The following is a 16110-nucleotide window of genomic DNA, read 5'->3' on the forward strand; positions in this document are numbered from 1 at the left end:
TGATGTGGGCCACGCCACGGGGATTCGTCACAGCACTAGTCCGATGTGCGTGACGAACGGAAGGGGTATTAGTGTGTGGTGGGTCACAGTTCACTGAACTGTTGTCGATTCAGTGATGTCAACACGGGAGGGGAACGCATTGGCCGCAATCGTGCTCGCCGAGGTTCGGACGAACTGTGAACGCGAGGCCGTCGCCGAATGGGCGTCGAGCAGACATCCCGACGCCCCGGTGCGCACACTCGACGAAGTCGATCCCGAGACCCTTGACCCGGCAACGACGCTGATTCCCGCCCGGGTCGTCTGGCTTCCCCCGATGCGCAAGGGTGAGCGCCGCGTGTCGATGGCCGACGTTCTGGTGCTGTCCAACCCGCGGCGACCACCCGCGTTTCGTCAGGGAGCGATCAAGAAGCGTGCACCCGACCGTGTGCGTGTGGTCGCAGGCGAACCGGCGACCGTGGAGGAGTTGCGCCGCAGGCACGAGCAGTCGTCGGCCGAGGGAGAAGACTTCGGACAGTTCGTCGAACTGGCGGCCGCACTGTCCGCAGAGCGCGCCGAGCGACAACTGATCGGCGACCGCTACAAGGTGCCGAAACTCGTGGCGCAGCAGATCGGTTCGTCGGCGCGCTTTCAGGCCAATGCCGCCAAGCTCGCCGCCGATCTCGGTCGCCCTGCGGCGGCGATCATCCAGGATGCGATCGACAAGATGTCGACGTTCGTGGCCACGCAGAGCCCGCTGATGGACGACGTGTTCTCGACGACCTTCGGCAAGCTGTACGAACGTACCTGGACGGTCTCGGTCGACCTCGACACGTTGAGCGAACTGCGCAATCTCAACAAGACCCACGGCTTGGTGTTCCTGCCATCGCACCGGTCGTACGTCGACACGCTGGTTCTCTCCGATGTGCTACGGCGCCACGACTTTCCGCCCAATCTGGTGCTCGGCGGCAACAACCTGGCGCTGTGGCCACTCGCGGCAATCGCCCGACGTGCCGGAGTGATCTTCATTCGCCGCAAGTTCGGCGACGACCCGGTCTACAAGTTCGCGATGCGCGCATACCTGTCGTTCATCGTCGAGAAGCGGTTCAACCTCGAGTGGTACATCGAGGGCGGTCGCAGCCGCACGGGCAAGCTCCGGCCGCCGATGATGGGGCTGCTCGCCTACGTCGTCGACGCCGTCGAGCAACTCGACACCGCGGACGTCATGGTGGTGCCCACCTCGATCGTCTACGACCAGCTTCACGAGATCGCGGCGATCGCCCGCGAATCTGCCGGTGGCACAAAGAAACCCGAAGATGTGACGTGGCTGCTCAAATACGCCAAGGCGCAGCGGTCCTACCTCGGTGAGGCGCGGGTGCGGTTCGGTGAGCCGTTCTCGCTGCGGGAGTCGATCGTCGAGTTGAGCGAGGACGACCCCGCACGCTTGGAGAAGATCGCTTTCAAGGTGATGGACGAGATCAACGCGGCGACACCGATTTCGGCGACCTCGCTTGCGGGTTTCGCGCTGTTGGGCGCGGGTGATCGGGCATACACGGCCAAGGAGATCGAGGACATACTGCGGCCGCTGCTGGCCTACATCGAGCGTCGCGAGCTACCGGGACCCGATCCGGCGATGTGCCGGGGACTCGGGCTGAAATCCACGTTGAAAGAACTGACCGACGCGGGTGTGCTGACCCATTTCGCGGGCGGTGTCGACGACGTGTGGTCGATAGCCGGGGAGAACCACGCGGTGGCCGCGTACTACCGCAATGGTGCGATCCATCATTTCGTCGACCGTGCGATCGTCGAGGTCGCGTTGTTCGCCGCGGACCGTCGAACCATCGACGACGATCGCGAAACACGTCTGGCCGCAGCGCAAGCCGAGGCGCTGCGGATTCGGGATCTGCTGAAGTTCGAGTTCTTCTTCCCGACAAAGCAGGAGTTTCTGCACCGACTCGGCGCCGAGATGGATCTCATCGCGCCCGAGTGGCGAAAGGTCAGGCCAACGCCCGCGTGGCTGCATGACACCTTCGTCGCGATGTCGGGAGAGCTGTTTGCCCGCAGAACCCTTCAGCCCTTCTTCGACGCGCAATTGGTCGTGTCGCGGCGGCTGGTGGAACTGGGAGAGGAGTCCCGCGAGAAGCAGGAGATCATCGCCGATTGCCTCGGGTTGGGTAAGCAGCTTGCGCTGCAGGGCGTCGTGAAGAGTAGGGATTCGGTGTCGACGGAGCTCTACACCGCAGCGTACAAGCTGGCCGACAATCGGGGATTGATCGATCCCCACGACGGACGCGATCTGGTTGCGGCACGGCAGGAGTGGCTCGACGAGGTCAACGACATGCGGGATCGTCTTGCCAGAATCGCCGAGATCGAGGCGAAGCAGACGGGAGTGACGGCGGTATGAGCGCACTGGGCGATCGCCTGGCCGAGATCCGCTCTGCACCGCGCGGCAAGCACATCGGCGCGTTCTTCGACTACGACGGGACCCTGATCGAAGGGTTCTCTGCGACAGCACTTTTCGGAGCCCGGATACGAAGTATGGAGTTCGGGATCGGGGAGGTCGCCGACTTCGCGCTGATCGGCCTGCGTGGAGTGGAGTCCGAACAGGACTACGCGGAGGTGCTCCAAGCCACCAAGCCGACGTTCGCGGGCAAGACGTACGCGGAGCTCTTGGACTTGGGAGACAGGCTCTTTCGGCAGGAGACGGCCGCCAAACTACGTCCTCAGATGTGGCAGATCCTCAACGCGCACCGCGAGATGGGGCACCGTATCGTGATCGCGTCGTCGGCAACGCGATTCCAGATCGAGCCCATCGCACGCGAAATCGAGGCTGATCACGCCTTGGCCACCGACGTCGAGGTGGTCGACGGCATCGTCACCGGGGAGGTGCTCGGCCGTCCGCTCTGGGGACCGGGTAAAGCGGCGGCGGTGCGCTCCCTCGCGCGCGAACACGACATGGATCTCGACGCGTCCTTCGCCTACAGCGACGGCAACGAGGACATCCCGTATCTCGAAAGCGTCGGACATCCCGCAGCGGTCTCGCCTCGGAGGACGCTACGGGCCGAGGCGGAATCCAGAGGGTGGCTGATCCTCGAACTACGCAATCCATCACACAATCGCTTCGGGATGGCTCTGCGTACCGGTGCGATGTACGGATCGTTTCTCGCCGGCGCCGCTGCCGGAATCGCGGGCGGTGTCGTGGCGCGCAGTCGATTCGAGAGCGCCGTCCAGACGGGCATCGCCACCGGAAACGACGTCGGGCTGGCGTTGGCCGGTGTGCATGTCGACGTGCTCGACGGCGCCGAATACCTGACGTCGGACCGTCCCTGCGTGTTCGCGTTCAACCATCAGTCCAAACTCGACCTCCCCGTCATGATCCACCTGATACAACGCGACGCGACGGGTGTGGCGAAGAAGGAGATCCAGCGGCTTCCGGTGTTCGGTCAGATTCTCGACGCAGCCGGGTTGGTCTTCATCGATCGAGCCGACGCCGGGAAGGCCATCAATCAGCTCGAGCCCGCCGTCCGCAAACTACGGGAGGACGGCTACTCGCTCGTGGTGGCGCCGGAGGGCACGCGATCGCCGACGCCGCGGATCGGACGGTTCAAGAAGGGGCCCTTCCACATCGCCATGCAGGCAGGGGTGCCCATCGTTCCGGTCGTGCTGCGCAACGTCGGCGAATTGATGTGGCGTGGTTCGCAACTCGTGGCACCGGGCACGATCGAGGTGCGCGTGTTGCCGCCCGTCGACACATCGGAGTGGCAGGTGGAGACGATCGACGACCACACCGAGGAGGTGCGCCAGATGTTCATCACCGCGCTGGCGGAGTGGCCGGAGCCGAACGGAACTGCAGAACACCATGATTCGCAACGGGACGAGAGCCGCAGTGACGACGCAGGGGAGGCTGTCGAATGAGTGAGGACCAACCCCTCGAGTGGGGCACCGAGCAGCATATGAGTCCGGTCGACGCGCTGATGTGGCGCGGCGACACCGACCGTCGACTGCGCGGGACGATCTCGATGATCGAGATCTACGATTGCGAACCCGACTGGGACAGACTGATCGCGGCACACGACTGGGGCAGCCGGATGGCGCCCAGATTCCGTTCGCGCGTTGTTGATTCGCCGCTGCACACCGGCACGCCGAGTTGGGCCGTCGACCCGGAGTTCGATCTCCACTATCACGTTCGACGCATCCGATTGCCCGGGGACGGCTCGATGGGCGAACTGCTGTCGACGTGTGAGCAATTGGCGATGACCGCGCTCGACCCGGCGCGACCGCCGTGGGAGGGCTACCTGATCACCGGCCTCGCCGACGGCAAGACCGCGTACTTCCTCAAGGCGCATCACGCGTTGACCGATGGACTCGGCGCGATTCTCGCTCTCGCGCAACTGCATTCGCCTTCGCGTGAGCCGATCCCGGACAAGCCTCAGCCACCCGCGCCGCCGCCGACCGAACTGTCGGCGTTCGAGGTGCTCGCTCGACAGGTGGGGCAGGAGATTCGACGTACGCCCTACCGTGCGGGCGTGGTGTTGCGCGGAGCGTTGGCGCTGACAGATCCCAAGCAGGCGTTGAGCAAGGTGCTGCGCTACGGGCGGTCGGTGCCGCGCGTTGCCGGCCTCGTGAGTCCGCCCGGTTCGCCGCTGCTCGCCGAGCGCAGCCTCTCCTGGCGCTTCCTCGCGTTCGAGGTGCCATTCGTCGAGCTGAAAGCGGTGGCGAAGTCGATGAAGGCGTCGATCAACGACGTCTATCTCGGCGGGCTGATCGGCGGCTTCCGCATCTATCACGAAAAGATGGGTGAGCAGCAGGTCGACGCGATTCCCGTCGCGATCCCGATCTCGGTGCGTCGACCAGAAGATCCCGAGGGTGGTAACCGCATCGCGGTCGGCAGGCTTGCCGGGCCGATGGGCATCGACGATCCGTTCGAGCGTGTGTTGACGATCCGCGAGCAGGTGCGTGCCGCGCGCACGGAGCCCGCCGTCGACATCTTCAACACACTGGGGTCGGTGCTGGCGTGGATGCCGGGTGAGCTTCTCGGTCAGTTCAGTGGCGCGACGAGCATGAATGATCTGCAGGCCAGCAATGTGCCGGGTATCCCGTGGGAGACGTTCGTCGCGGGTGCGAAGGTCGAGCGGTTGTTCCCGTTCGGTCCGCTCCCCGGATGCGCGGTGATGGCAACGATGATCACGCACAACGCCACGGCATGCCTCGGGCTCAACTGCGACGCCGCGTCGATCTCCGACCCGGAACTGTTCGCCGAGTGCATCGTCGCCGGGTTCGACGAGGTGCTCGCCGTCGCCGCCCCGACCGGTGAGGACATCGACCGGGTCGGGATGCGGCGCGTCGTATAAGGGCTCTGGCTAGATGTCGAGGCGCGCGTACTCGCGCAGCTTGGTGGTGCGGTGCACGGCCTCGATGCGGCGGATGGTTCCCGACTTCGAGCGCATGACCAGCGAACGGGTGGTCGCGCCGCCACGGCGGTAGGTGACGCCGCGGAGCATGTCGCCGTTGGTGACGCCGGTTGCCGCGAAAAAGCAGTTCTCGCCGCGGACCAGGTCATCGGTGCCCAGCACACGGTCGAGGTCGTGTCCGGCGTCGATCGCCTTCTGGCGCTCTTCGTCGTTGCGCGGCCACAGCTTGCCCTGGATCTCGCCGCCCATGCACTTCATCGCGACTGCGGTGATGATGCCCTCCGGCGTACCGCCGACACCCATGAGCATGTCCACCGTCGAGTAGTCACCGGCAGCGGCGATCGCGCCCGCGACGTCGCCGTCGGAGATCAAGCGGATCTTGGCGCCTGCCTTGCGGATCTCGCCGATGAGGTCGGCGTGGCGCGGACGGTCGAGGACGACGACGGTCAGATCGCCGACGTCGATGCCCTTGGCCTTGGCGACCGAGTTGATGTTCCACTCGACCGACTCGTCGATGTTGATGGCGCCCTTGGCTTCCGGGCCGACGGCGATCTTGTCCATGTAGAAGACGGCAGACGGGTCGTACATGGTGCCGCGCTCGCTGACCGCGATGACGGCGATCGAGTTGGGGCGACCCTCGGCCATCAGAGTGGTGCCGTCGATGGGGTCGACCGCGACGTCGCAGTCGGGGCCGAATCCGTTGCCGACCTCTTCGCCGTTGAACAGCATCGGGGCCTCGTCCTTTTCGCCCTCACCGATCACGACGACGCCGCGCATGGAGACTGTCGACAGGAGTTCGCGCATCGCGTCGACGGCCGCACCGTCGCCCTTCTTCTTCTCGCCGCGTCCCACCCAGCGTCCTGCGGCGAGTGCCGCGGCCTCGGTGACCCGCACCAGCTCCATGGCAAGGTTGCGGTCGGGTGCCTGGTGGTTTTCGGCTGTCATGTCTGATCGACTCCTTGGCGTTGGCAGTGACGCGGCCGCAGTGGCGTACGCGGCATCGGGCGAATGACGCCCATCGATCATCCTTTCATGACGAGTGCGAGTTCACGCACCCGCCTCGGGAGTGATCTGACGCGTCGATGCAGCGCACGCGGGTTGTGGAGGCCTCAGAGGGGGTCGAGGATGCGACGGAGGAACTGACGGGTGCGTTCCTCCGCGGGATGTGCGATCACCTCGTCGGGGCCGCCCTGCTCGACGATCACACCACCGTCGACGAACAGCACCTGGTCGGCGACCTCCTGCGCGAATCGGATCTCGTGGGTCACGACGACCATCGTCCAGCTCTCCTCGGCGAGACCCTTGAGCACTTTCAGCACGTCGCCGACGAGTTCGGGATCGAGCGCCGACGTCGGTTCGTCGAACAACAGGACCTGCGGATGCAGCGCGACGGCGCGGACGATCCCCACTCGCTGCTGCTGGCCGCCCGACAACTGGTGCGGGTATTGGTCGCGCTTCTCGGCGAGCCCGACGCTGGCCAGCAGTGCTTCGGCCTCCGCAGTGGCGTCGGCCTTGCTGCGACGCTGCACCGTGACGGGCCCCTCGATGACGTTCTCGAGGACCGTCATGTGGGGAAAGAGGTTGTAGTTCTGGAACACCATCGCACTCTGCGCGCGATACCTGGCGATGTCGGATTTCGAGTACGTGCCGTCGAAGTCGATCGTCTGCTCCCCGACGCGGATGACTCCGGCGTCGGGGATGTCGAGGGCGTTGAGCGATCGCAGGATGGTGGTCTTGCCCGAGCCGGATGGGCCGACGATGACGGTCACCGTGCCGCGGTCGACGGTGAAGTCGATGCCGCGCAGAACGTGGTTGTCGCCGAAGGACTTCTGCAGCCCGGCGACGTCGACGACTCGCTCCGGCTGCTTGCTGACGGGTTCACTCATGACGTCACGAACCTTCCCAATCGGGACTCGAGCCTGTTCTGCAGGGCGGACAGGACCATGCACACGATCCAGTAGTAGATGGCTGCGGTGGTGTAGAGCGCGAAGAACTCGAACGTCGGTGCTGCGGCGAGCTGAGCGACCCGCAGCAGTTCGGTCACCAGGATCGTCGACGCCAGGGAGGTGTCCTTGACCAACGAGATCAACGTGTTGGACAAGCCCGGCACCGCGTTGCGTGCCGCCTGCGGCAGGATGATCCGACGCATCGTCGTGCGGTAATTCATGCCGATCGTCTGGGCCGCTTCTGTCTGCCCCTTCGGAACCGAGAGGATCGCGCTGCGGATGATCTCGGCGGCGTACCCGCCGACGTTGAGCGAGAACGCGACGACGGCGGCGGGGAACGGCGGCACCTTGATGCCCAATTCGGGTAGCGCGTAGAAGATGATGAACAACTGCACCAACAGTGGCGTGCCACGGACGATCGAGATGTAGGCGCGCGCCAGCCAGTTGATCAGTCGTGTCTGCGAGAGCCGTGCCAGCGCCACGACCAAGGCGATTACCAGACCAATCAAGAAACTGATCGCGGCGAGCGGGATGGTGACGGTGATGGTCGCCTTGGCCATCGGCCACAGGTTGTCGCCGATGATCTTCCACGTGCTGCGCGGCACTGCCTGCTGCTGCTGTGCGGCAGCGCTTCCGCTGGCGTCCGCCTTGAGGTACTTCTGCGAGATGGTCGACAGGGTTCCATCGGCACTGAGCTCGTCGAGTGCCTTGTTGATGTCGCCGGTGATCCCGCTGTTCTTTCTGGCGGCGAAGGCCTGCTCGCTGGTGTCTCCGGTCTTGGCGGCGATCTTCACGCTCTTGTCGCCGGTCTCGGCGAAGTAGGCGTAGACCGCGACGCTGTCGTTCACGGTTGCCTGGACGCGCCCCTGGTTGAGCAGCTTGATCGCCTGGGTGAAGCCCTCGACGGATTCGACGTTCGCGCCCGCGTCGCGGGCCACCTGTGCCCAGTTGCTCGTGGCCGACTGCGCGGTGGTCTTGCCCTTGAGGTCGTCGAGCGAGTGGATGGAGTTGTCGTCGGCGCGGGTGACGATGACACCCTCGCTGACGGCGTATGGCTTGGAGAGGTCGTATTTGGCCTTGCGTTCCGGCGTGATCGACACCTGGTTGGCGACGACGTCGAATCTGCCCGACTCCAGTCCGGCGAAGATGGAATCCCAAGGAGTTGTGACGAATTCGGCCCGCACGCCCATCTTCCTGGCGACCGCGTTCGCGACGTCGACGTCGTAGCCTGCGAGCTCGCCCGTCGTGGGATCGCGATAGCTGAACGGCGCGTAGGTGCCCTCGGTGCCGACACGCAGCACGCCGGAAGAACGGATCTCGTCCATGCCGTTGCGCTGGTCGTCGGAACCGCCGCACGCAGCAAGGGTTGCCGCGGCGATCAGTGTGGACAACACGACGACGGCGATGCGTCCTCTGCCACTGAGCCGGACGGTGGACCCGACACGGGACATGACGAGCTGTAGCGCGCGCATACGGAACCGTACCGCGTGACGGTGGCGGTCGATTGTGGCGGCGCGCACGCTCGTCGAGGGGCGCGACGCAGGGTGTGGCGTGCGGCTGGGATACTCGTCAGCCATGGCGAGCAAACCCCGCATCCTGACCAGCGGCAAGGACATGATCTGGACGCTGATCCCGTTGCTGGCGGTCTGCGCACTGGTGGCGATCGCGTCCGGCAACTGTTCGGTGGGACTGACCGGCACCGCCTCCGACGACAAAACCCCCGCGTACGACGTCCACAACGGACTCGCCGCCGACGCGCGGACCATGCCGTTCCCGATTCGACGACCCCCGACGCCGGAGGGCTGGAAGCCGAACTCGGGCAGCACCGGGGAGATGGCAGGCGGCTCGACGTCGAGCAACGTTGGTTGGGTCACCGGCACCGGCGCCTATCTGCAGCTCACGCAAACCGATGCGTCCGAGGACGATCTCGTCCAGAAGCTCGGCGGCGACGACGTGTCATCGGGAACGGGCACCAAGGACATCGGCGGGCACACCTGGGTGACCTATTCGACGCACGACGGCAACAAGTTCTGGATCACCGACCTCTCCGACGTGCGGATTGCCGTGATGTCACGCGGTCCCGACTCCGAGATGGAGCAGATGGCGCAGTCGGTGCTCGCTCAGCAGCCACTGCCGAAGTAGGACTCCCGATCCCAGTCCCGGTGAGCCCGGCGTGGGTGAGCTCAGTCCTCGTCGGGGTCTGAGTCGTCGAACTCGTCGTCATCCTCGCTGTCATCGGGCGAGAGGGCGGCTTCGATACGGTCACGCGCTCCGGTGAGGTGTTCCTCGCAGCGCGTCGCCAATGCTTCGCCGCGTTCCCAGAGCGCTAGCGATGCGTCGAGGTCGAGGCCACCGTGTTCGAGTGTCGTGACGACCTCGATGAGCTCGTCGCGGGCCTGCTCGTAACCGAGCTGCGCCACCGGAATCGGCTTGGTGGACTTGCCTTTCGCAGGGCCGGTCACTTCGTGCTCCTCTGTGTGCTGGGGGTGTCGTCGTCGGTGGTCTTCGCTGTGCGTTTCTCGGCGTCGGGTGCTTCTGACGTGACCTCAGCCGTGGCTGCGCCGTCGCCGACGCGGATGCGCAGTCGCGCGCCCGCGGGCATTTGGTCGGTCGAGGTCACCACGTGAGGGTCGCCGTCGTCGACGCGTTGGACGACGGCGTACCCGCGGGCGAGGGTCTGTGCCGGACCGAGTGTCGCCAGGCGCGCGGAGAGATGTTCGACGCGGCGCTGCTCGGCGTCGACCATCCTGCTGACGTCGCGTCGGATGTCGCGCCGCATGCGGTCGACGTCGTCGGAGCGTCGGTCGATCATGGTGAACGGGTTGGCGAGGACGGGCCGTGCACGCAGGCCCGCGATCACCCGGTCTTCGCGGTGGACCCAGTTACGGAGTGCGTGGGCGCTGCGTCGACGCACCTCTGCGATGCCGGCGAGTTCTGCGGTGACATCGGGGACGACGCGCTTGGCCGCATCGGTCGGGGTGGCGGCGCGGATGTCGGCGACGAGGTCGAGGAGCGGATTGTCGGGTTCATGGCCGATCGCGCTGATGACGGGCGTGGTACATGCTGCGACGGCCCGCAGCAGTGCCTCGTCGGAGAAAGGGAGTAGATCCTCGACGCTGCCTCCGCCGCGTGCGATCACGATGACGTCGACCTCGGGGTCGGCGTCGAGATCGGCGAGGTGGGCCAGGATGCGTGGCACCGCTGTCGGTCCCTGGACGGGAGCGTCGCGGACCGCGAAGCGCACCTGCGTCCACCGTGTCTGCGCCACCGACATCACGTCGCGCTGGGCGGCGCTCGCGCGTCCGGAGATCAACCCGACGGTGCGCGGGAGGAACGGCAGCGACCGCTTGAGGCGCGGATCGAAGAGCCCCTCCGCCGCGAGGAGTTGTTTGAGACGTTCGATGCGCAGCAACAGCTGGCCGACGCCGATGGGTCGAATGTCGGTGACGCGCAAGGAGATCGTGCCGCGGCCGGCGTAGAAGTCGGGTCGGCCGAGCATCACGACGTGGCTGCCCTCGGTCACGGGGACCTCGGTGCGCATCAACAGGTCGGGGCTGCAGGTGACGGTGATCGAGATGTCTGCGGCCGGATCGCGAAGCGTGAGGAACGAGGTGCGGGTACCCGGTCGGCGCGAGACCTGGGTGACCTGACCCTCCACCCAGATCTGACCGAGCTTGTTGATCCACTCCGCGATCTTGCGATTGACGGTGCGTACCGGCCACGGGTTGTCGGCATTATTGCCCGTGTCTCTGGAGTTGCCCGTGTCTCTGGAGTTGCCCGTGTCTTTGGAGTTCCCGGGCGGCGTTGCGTTCGCCGAGGTCACGACCGCTTGTTCTGGGCGGTGATCCGGTTGTCGAGCATCGTGATGAACGGCGCCCGGTTCTTGGTCGCTGTTTCATATGCGACCAGCGCGGTGAGGTCGTCGAGGTCGACGGCCCGCAGTTTGGCGCGCAGTTGGGCCAGCGTCAGGGTGTCGTACTCGATGAACTCGACGATCTCCGGCTTGTCGACGTCGGAGACATCGTCGTCGGAGGTGGGTGTCTCGCCCGCGATGAGGTCGGCGGGTGCTGAGCTGTAGAGCGCGAACCGCCCGGCGTCGGCACGCGGCGCCGCGGTCTTGGCCGCGGAGTTCGACTCCGGTGTCGCGGCCTTCGCGGGTTCCGCAGGCTTGGTGGTCGTCGCGGCGTCGACCGCCTTCGTGGGGGCCTTTGCAGGCGCTGAGTCCTTGGGTGCGGTGCCCTTGTCGGCCGCGGTTTTCGTGGCCGCGCTCTTGTGGGTCGAGGTCTTGTGGCTTGCCGCGGGCTTCGCCGACGACTTCGACTTCTCAGACGTCTTCGACTTCGCAGGCGCCTTCGACTTCGCAGGCGCCTTGGGTGCCGCGTGCAGCGTGGTGACCTCGGCGGTTCGGGTCACGGTTGGTTCGGTGTCCGTACTCTCGATGGGTGTTCCCGGATCGATCTCGGTCAGCTCGTCTTCGTCGAAGCGTGCCCACTCGGGGTGTTCGTCGGGTTTGTCGAAGAGGAGGTCAATGGCCTCGTCGCCCTTGATCGCCAACTCGGCGATCTGCTGCTGCGCCCGCATACCGGCTTGCAGCGTCTGACTAACCGCTGTCATGGGCAGCGTGAACAGGCGAGTCGGCAGTCGGCGGGTCTCTTCGATTGCCACGACGATGAGACCTGCGGCGATACGTGCAGGATAGGGTGCGCGAACCATGACCACACTCTGCCATCTGGTCTGCGTCACACCAACCCGAAGCGCGGCGGTTCGCTGGGCCGACACCACGTACCCTGGAGACCATGTCTGAACCAAAGCGTGTCCTGCTGGCCGAGCCGCGCGGTTACTGCGCGGGCGTCGACCGTGCGGTCGAGACCGTCGAACGCGCCCTGGACAAGCACGGAGCACCCGTCTACGTGCGTAAAGAGATCGTTCACAACAGGCACGTCGTGGACACGCTCACCGAGCGTGGCGCCGTGTTCGTCGGCGAGACCGACGAGGTCCCGGAGGGTGCGATCGTCGTCTTCTCCGCACACGGGGTGTCGCCAGAGGTGCATCGGACGGCTGCCGCCCGCAGCCTCAAGACCATCGACGCCACCTGTCCGCTGGTCACCAAGGTCCACCAGGAGGCCAAGCGTTTCGCTCGCGACGATTACGACATCCTGCTGATCGGTCACGAGGGCCACGAGGAGGTCGAGGGAACCTCCGGCGAGGCTCCCGAGCACATCCAGATCGTCGACGGCCCCGACAGCGTCGACAAAGTGACCGTGCGCGACGAGTCCAAGGTGATCTGGCTTTCGCAGACCACACTGTCTGTCGACGAGACGATGGAAACCGTGCGACGGCTGCGGGAGAAGTTCCCCCTTCTCAATGACCCACCGAGCGACGACATCTGCTACGCCACCCAGAACCGCCAGGTCGCGGTCAAGGCGATGGCTCCGCAGTGCGACCTGGTGATCGTGGTGGGGTCCAAGAACTCGTCGAACTCGGTGCGGCTTGTCGAGGTCGCGGTGCAGAACGGCGCCAGGGACGGCCACCTGGTCGATTACGCCCGCGAGATCGACGACGCGTGGCTCGACGGCGTCTCGACGGTCGGCGTGACGTCCGGTGCGTCGGTGCCCGAGGTCTTGGTGCGCGGAGTGCTCGACTACCTCGCCGAGCGTGGCTACGGCTCCGTCGAGAAGGTCAACACCGCTGAGGAGACGCTGACCTTCGCACTGCCGCGCGAGTTGCGGCCCGCGCGGACGTCGTCGAAGTAGCCAACGCTTGTCGTAGCTCCGGCGGGCAGTGTTCGTCGCGAGTTCAGTACTCGTCGGGACTGAGCGTGCGGGTGCGCCGGTGCGGCAGCGCGAGTGCGAGAACCACCACGATGAGCACCGCGGCTGCCCCCGTACCGAGCAGCGCGACGTTGCGAGCGGTGTGATCGGGTGCCTGCGGTGACGGCGGTGCTGCGATCGGATGTGCGACAGCGTCGGCGCGTGGAGTGTCGTCGAGTTCTGCGGTGAGTGCCGCGACGGGGTCGACGACTCCGAATCCGATACGGGTATCGCGCCCGGTGCCCGGCGCGTGGGCAGTTCTGGTGACACGATCGATGACTGCGGCTGCGGTCAGACGCGGGTAGCGCGCACGAACGAGCGCGACGAGGCCGCTGACGTAGGCAGTTGAAAAGCTGGTGCCGCGCAAGGGGATTGGTCCCGACTGATCCTGCTGCGCGTACACGACGCGCCCCGAGCCGTCGATGCTGATGACGTCGGTTCCCGGTGCTGCGACAGATACCCACGGGCCGTTGATGCTGAAATCGCTTGGGGCGCCGGTGCCCGCGTCCACGGAGCCGACGGTGAGCACGTACGGAGAGAACCATGCGGGGCTCGCGATCATCGAGACCGACCGCCACCCCGTCGGGTCGTCGCCGCTCGGGATCGGATTCTGACTCGTACATGCCGAATCGCGTGTCAGGTTGCCTGCGGCGACGACGACAACGACATCGCGCTCGTGCGCATATCGCACCGCTGCGCCGAGTGATCGGTCGTTGAGCTTGGCGCCCACGGCAGCGCACGCCACCTCGGAGATGTTGATGACCGTTGCACCGAGGTCGACGGCGCGGACCACCGCGTGGGCGAGCGTGCGCACCGAGCCGTATCCGCTCCCGACGTGAGGATCGTCTGAATCGCGAGAACGTCTGGCGCCGAACGCCGTACTCGACTGACGGATCGAGATGATCGACGCGTCGGGTGCCACACCTGCGAAGGCGTCGGTGTTGCTCGACGCGCTCGCGATGATGCCCGCGACGAGTGTGCCGTGTGCGTCGCAGTCGGACAAACCGTCGCCGGTCGACACGTAGTCGCCACCCGCGGTCAGCCGGGGGAGTCGTCGACTCGGGCTGACGCCGGTGTCGATCACCGCGACGCGCTGGCCCGCGCCTCTGCTGAAGCGCCACGCGTCAGGCAGCCGCATCATCGCCTGCGCACCCGTCGCCGACGAATACGCCTCTGCGGCAAGCGGTGCGGCACAGAGTGTGCGTTGCTCTGTGGGTTCGGGTGGTGCGACCGGTGCAGATCTGACGAGTGCGGCGGTGTCGATGACCGGTGGTGTCACGGCGAGAGCCGGAGCCTCACTCGAGCACACGAGTACCGCGATGCACGACACCATCGCCGCCACAACAGAACACGCGCGTGCGCGCGGCAACGTCAGAACTCCCGCACGAGCCGGTAGAGATCGAGTATCCACAGTAGTAGCGGGATCACCGCGAGCAGCAGCGCGTACTCGAACAGCTCGGCGCTGCGTCGCAACATCGGCGAAAAGTCATGAGCCGCAGCGAGCCTGCCGACGATCACGGCAACGACAGCGAGTGCTGTGGCGACGCCGAACCCGATCAATGCCCACGGCGACGGATCGCCAACCGCGAGTCCGACGAACACCACGATCACCGTCAATGCGCCACCCGCGATCTGCGTTGCGGCCTGCGCGAGGTCGCTGTGCGAGCGACCGCGCAGGCACAGGACCACACCGATGACGATCGCGTATGCGACCGCGATCGGGTGGAATCCGGAGAGGGGAGCCGCTGCGCCGCAGGCTGCCACAGCGGTGACAGCGGTTGCACCGCCGATGATTCCGGTCAGATACGCGTTGGCGAGGTGTGAGCGTCGTTCGAGCGCATCGACTTTGGGCAGTGCGATCGCACCGATCGCGCCGATTCCCTCGATCGCCGGTGTTGGTTCGAAGACATCGAGGTCGATCGGGGCACCCGCTGTCGGGACCGGTGGCACAGGCAGTTTGGTGAGCAGGATCGTCGTGCGCGATGCGGTGCATACGGTCAACAGGCCGACGGCAGCCACGACGGCCGACACCTTCTCAACGCCGATGCCGCTGCCGGCGACGAGCGTCAGGACTGCTCCTGCGCCGGTCAGCGTGGACGTGGTGGTCAGTGCGCTGTGGGTGATCGGTCCGACAGCGGTCACCCGATACGAGACGACTGAGGCGAGCAACACCAGCGCACACCCCAGCGCCAGATGGGCGGCGCCGAATGTACCGGGAGGGGTCAATAGGCCCGCGACGAACGCGAAGGGCATGGCCGACGCCGACAGCACGGTTGCCGACGGCGCGTCGTCGAAGTGTCGGGCGACAACAGCCGCGGCGGCGAGGAAAGCCAGCGCTGCGATACCGCCCAATAGTGCTGTCGTGCTTCCCATCCCACCGAGACGAGTGAGGCTCAGCGATGCTGCCGCACCCAGCGCGGCGATCAACGTCGCGACGTATCCGGCGTATCGCGCGGCGAGTGGCGACCACGTCGCGAACACCGAATCGTTGAGTCGCGCGACAGCGTCGACGACGTCGTCGAACAATACGGGCGACTCGCCGGTGTCGACCGACTGCAGCATCAGCAGGTCGCCGTCACGAACACCCGACTCCGACAACGTTCGGTTCGGTACGAGCGGCTCCTGTCCGACGAGTGCGAGCGTCCAACGGTGCTGGCGGTCGGGTGGCTGTGTCGAGGGATCGACATCCGGGTCGTCCGGGTCGTGTTGGGCCGGGATGCGCGCGGTGATCTGGGTGACGAGCTCGCCGATCAGCACCGCCACCGGCACGGCTGCGGGAAGCCCGACGTCGAGCTGGGTATTGCCGCCCAGGACAGACACGCGAACGAGGGCCGGCTCGATCGGCGTCGTGCGGCCGGCGCGTCGCTCGCCGGCCGTCCCGCTCCCGGCTGGGCTGCCACCGACCATTCTCGACGTGTCCACAGATGTCATGTTTGTCCGTTCTCCCCGCGGTTGGGAGTTAACATA

13 protein-coding genes are annotated in these 16110 nt (G+C 66.0%); 5 read left to right on the top strand and 8 right to left on the bottom strand.

The genetic code is table 11. The features are described from left to right. Positions 1–139 precede the first annotated feature (139 nt). From A5777_RS17535 to A5777_RS17545, 3 genes are read left to right on the top strand one after another with little or no spacing between them, the layout of a single operon-like run. On the top strand, positions 140–2380 hold the full coding sequence (locus A5777_RS17535; protein ID WP_064863614.1) for a glycerol-3-phosphate 1-O-acyltransferase: 2241 nt from the start codon (positions 140–142) through the stop codon (positions 2378–2380). After that, on the top strand, positions 2377–3891 hold the full coding sequence (locus A5777_RS17540; protein WP_064863615.1) for an HAD-IB family hydrolase: 1515 nt from the start codon (positions 2377–2379) through the stop codon (positions 3889–3891). The genes A5777_RS17535 and A5777_RS17540 overlap by 4 nt, the downstream gene beginning before the upstream one ends. Beyond that, a complete protein-coding gene (locus A5777_RS17545) occupies positions 3888–5327 on the top strand; it encodes a wax ester/triacylglycerol synthase domain-containing protein (protein ID WP_064863616.1) in 1440 nt (479 codons plus the stop codon). The genes A5777_RS17540 and A5777_RS17545 overlap by 4 nt, the downstream gene beginning before the upstream one ends. Before the next feature lie 9 nt (positions 5328–5336). On the opposite strand, the gene glpX is transcribed toward A5777_RS17545, so the two are convergent. From glpX to A5777_RS24310, 3 genes are all read right to left on the bottom strand, one after another. Next, complete coding sequence (gene glpX / locus A5777_RS17550) at positions 5337–6332, bottom strand: class II fructose-bisphosphatase (RefSeq protein ID WP_005207945.1); 996 nt, start codon at positions 6330–6332, stop codon at positions 5337–5339. A 164-nt stretch (positions 6333–6496) separates the two neighbouring features. Further along, positions 6497–7273, bottom strand: coding sequence for an amino acid ABC transporter ATP-binding protein (locus A5777_RS17555; protein WP_064863617.1), 777 nt, complete (start codon positions 7271–7273; stop codon positions 6497–6499). Then, positions 7270–8805 (bottom strand): ABC transporter permease subunit, encoded by a 1536-nt coding sequence (locus A5777_RS24310; protein WP_082933731.1) that lies wholly within the window; start codon positions 8803–8805, stop codon positions 7270–7272. Before A5777_RS24310 ends, A5777_RS17555 begins: the two co-directional genes overlap by 4 nt. 103 nt (positions 8806–8908) lie before the next feature. Here A5777_RS24310 and A5777_RS17565 point away from each other — a divergent pair, with 103 nt between their 5' ends. Beyond that, a complete protein-coding gene (locus A5777_RS17565; RefSeq protein WP_064863670.1) occupies positions 8909–9475 on the top strand; it encodes a DUF4245 domain-containing protein in 567 nt (188 codons plus the stop codon). A gap of 41 nt (positions 9476–9516) precedes the next feature. Here A5777_RS17565 and A5777_RS17570 read toward each other — a convergent pair whose 3' ends face one another. Genes A5777_RS17570 through A5777_RS17580 form a run of 3 tightly spaced genes read right to left on the bottom strand, consistent with a single transcriptional unit; the run spans position 9517 to position 12046 of the window. Further along, positions 9517–9795 carry an exodeoxyribonuclease VII small subunit gene (locus tag A5777_RS17570; RefSeq protein ID WP_064863618.1) on the bottom strand — a complete coding sequence of 93 codons (279 nt, stop codon included), beginning with the start codon at positions 9793–9795 and terminating at the stop codon, positions 9517–9519. Beyond that, the gene (xseA, locus tag A5777_RS17575) at positions 9792–11156 is read right to left on the bottom strand and encodes an exodeoxyribonuclease VII large subunit (protein ID WP_064863619.1); all 1365 of its coding nucleotides are present in this window, start codon (positions 11154–11156) and stop codon (positions 9792–9794) included. Before xseA ends, A5777_RS17570 begins: the two co-directional genes overlap by 4 nt. Further along, the gene (locus A5777_RS17580) at positions 11153–12046 is read right to left on the bottom strand and encodes a lipid droplet-associated protein (RefSeq protein ID WP_064863671.1); all 894 of its coding nucleotides are present in this window, start codon (positions 12044–12046) and stop codon (positions 11153–11155) included. The genes xseA and A5777_RS17580 overlap by 4 nt, the downstream gene beginning before the upstream one ends. Before the next feature lie 83 nt (positions 12047–12129). On the opposite strand from A5777_RS17580, the gene A5777_RS17585 reads away from it, so the two are divergent. Then, on the top strand, positions 12130–13086 hold the full coding sequence (locus A5777_RS17585; protein ID WP_064863620.1) for a 4-hydroxy-3-methylbut-2-enyl diphosphate reductase: 957 nt from the start codon (positions 12130–12132) through the stop codon (positions 13084–13086). A gap of 43 nt (positions 13087–13129) precedes the next feature. On the opposite strand, the gene mycP is transcribed toward A5777_RS17585, so the two are convergent. Beyond that, positions 13130–14476, bottom strand: a complete 1347-nt coding sequence (gene mycP / locus A5777_RS17590; protein ID WP_064863672.1) for a type VII secretion-associated serine protease mycosin — start codon at positions 14474–14476, stop codon at positions 13130–13132. Positions 14477–14514: 38 nt separating this feature from the next. After that, positions 14515–16074, bottom strand: a complete 1560-nt coding sequence (gene eccD / locus A5777_RS17595; protein ID WP_064863621.1) for a type VII secretion integral membrane protein EccD — start codon at positions 16072–16074, stop codon at positions 14515–14517. Positions 16075–16110 lie beyond the last annotated feature (36 nt).

It is taken from the genome of Gordonia sp. 852002-10350_SCH5691597 (genome assembly GCF_001665715.1).
GTDB classification, from domain to species: Bacteria; Actinomycetota; Actinomycetes; order Mycobacteriales; family Mycobacteriaceae; genus Gordonia; species Gordonia sputi.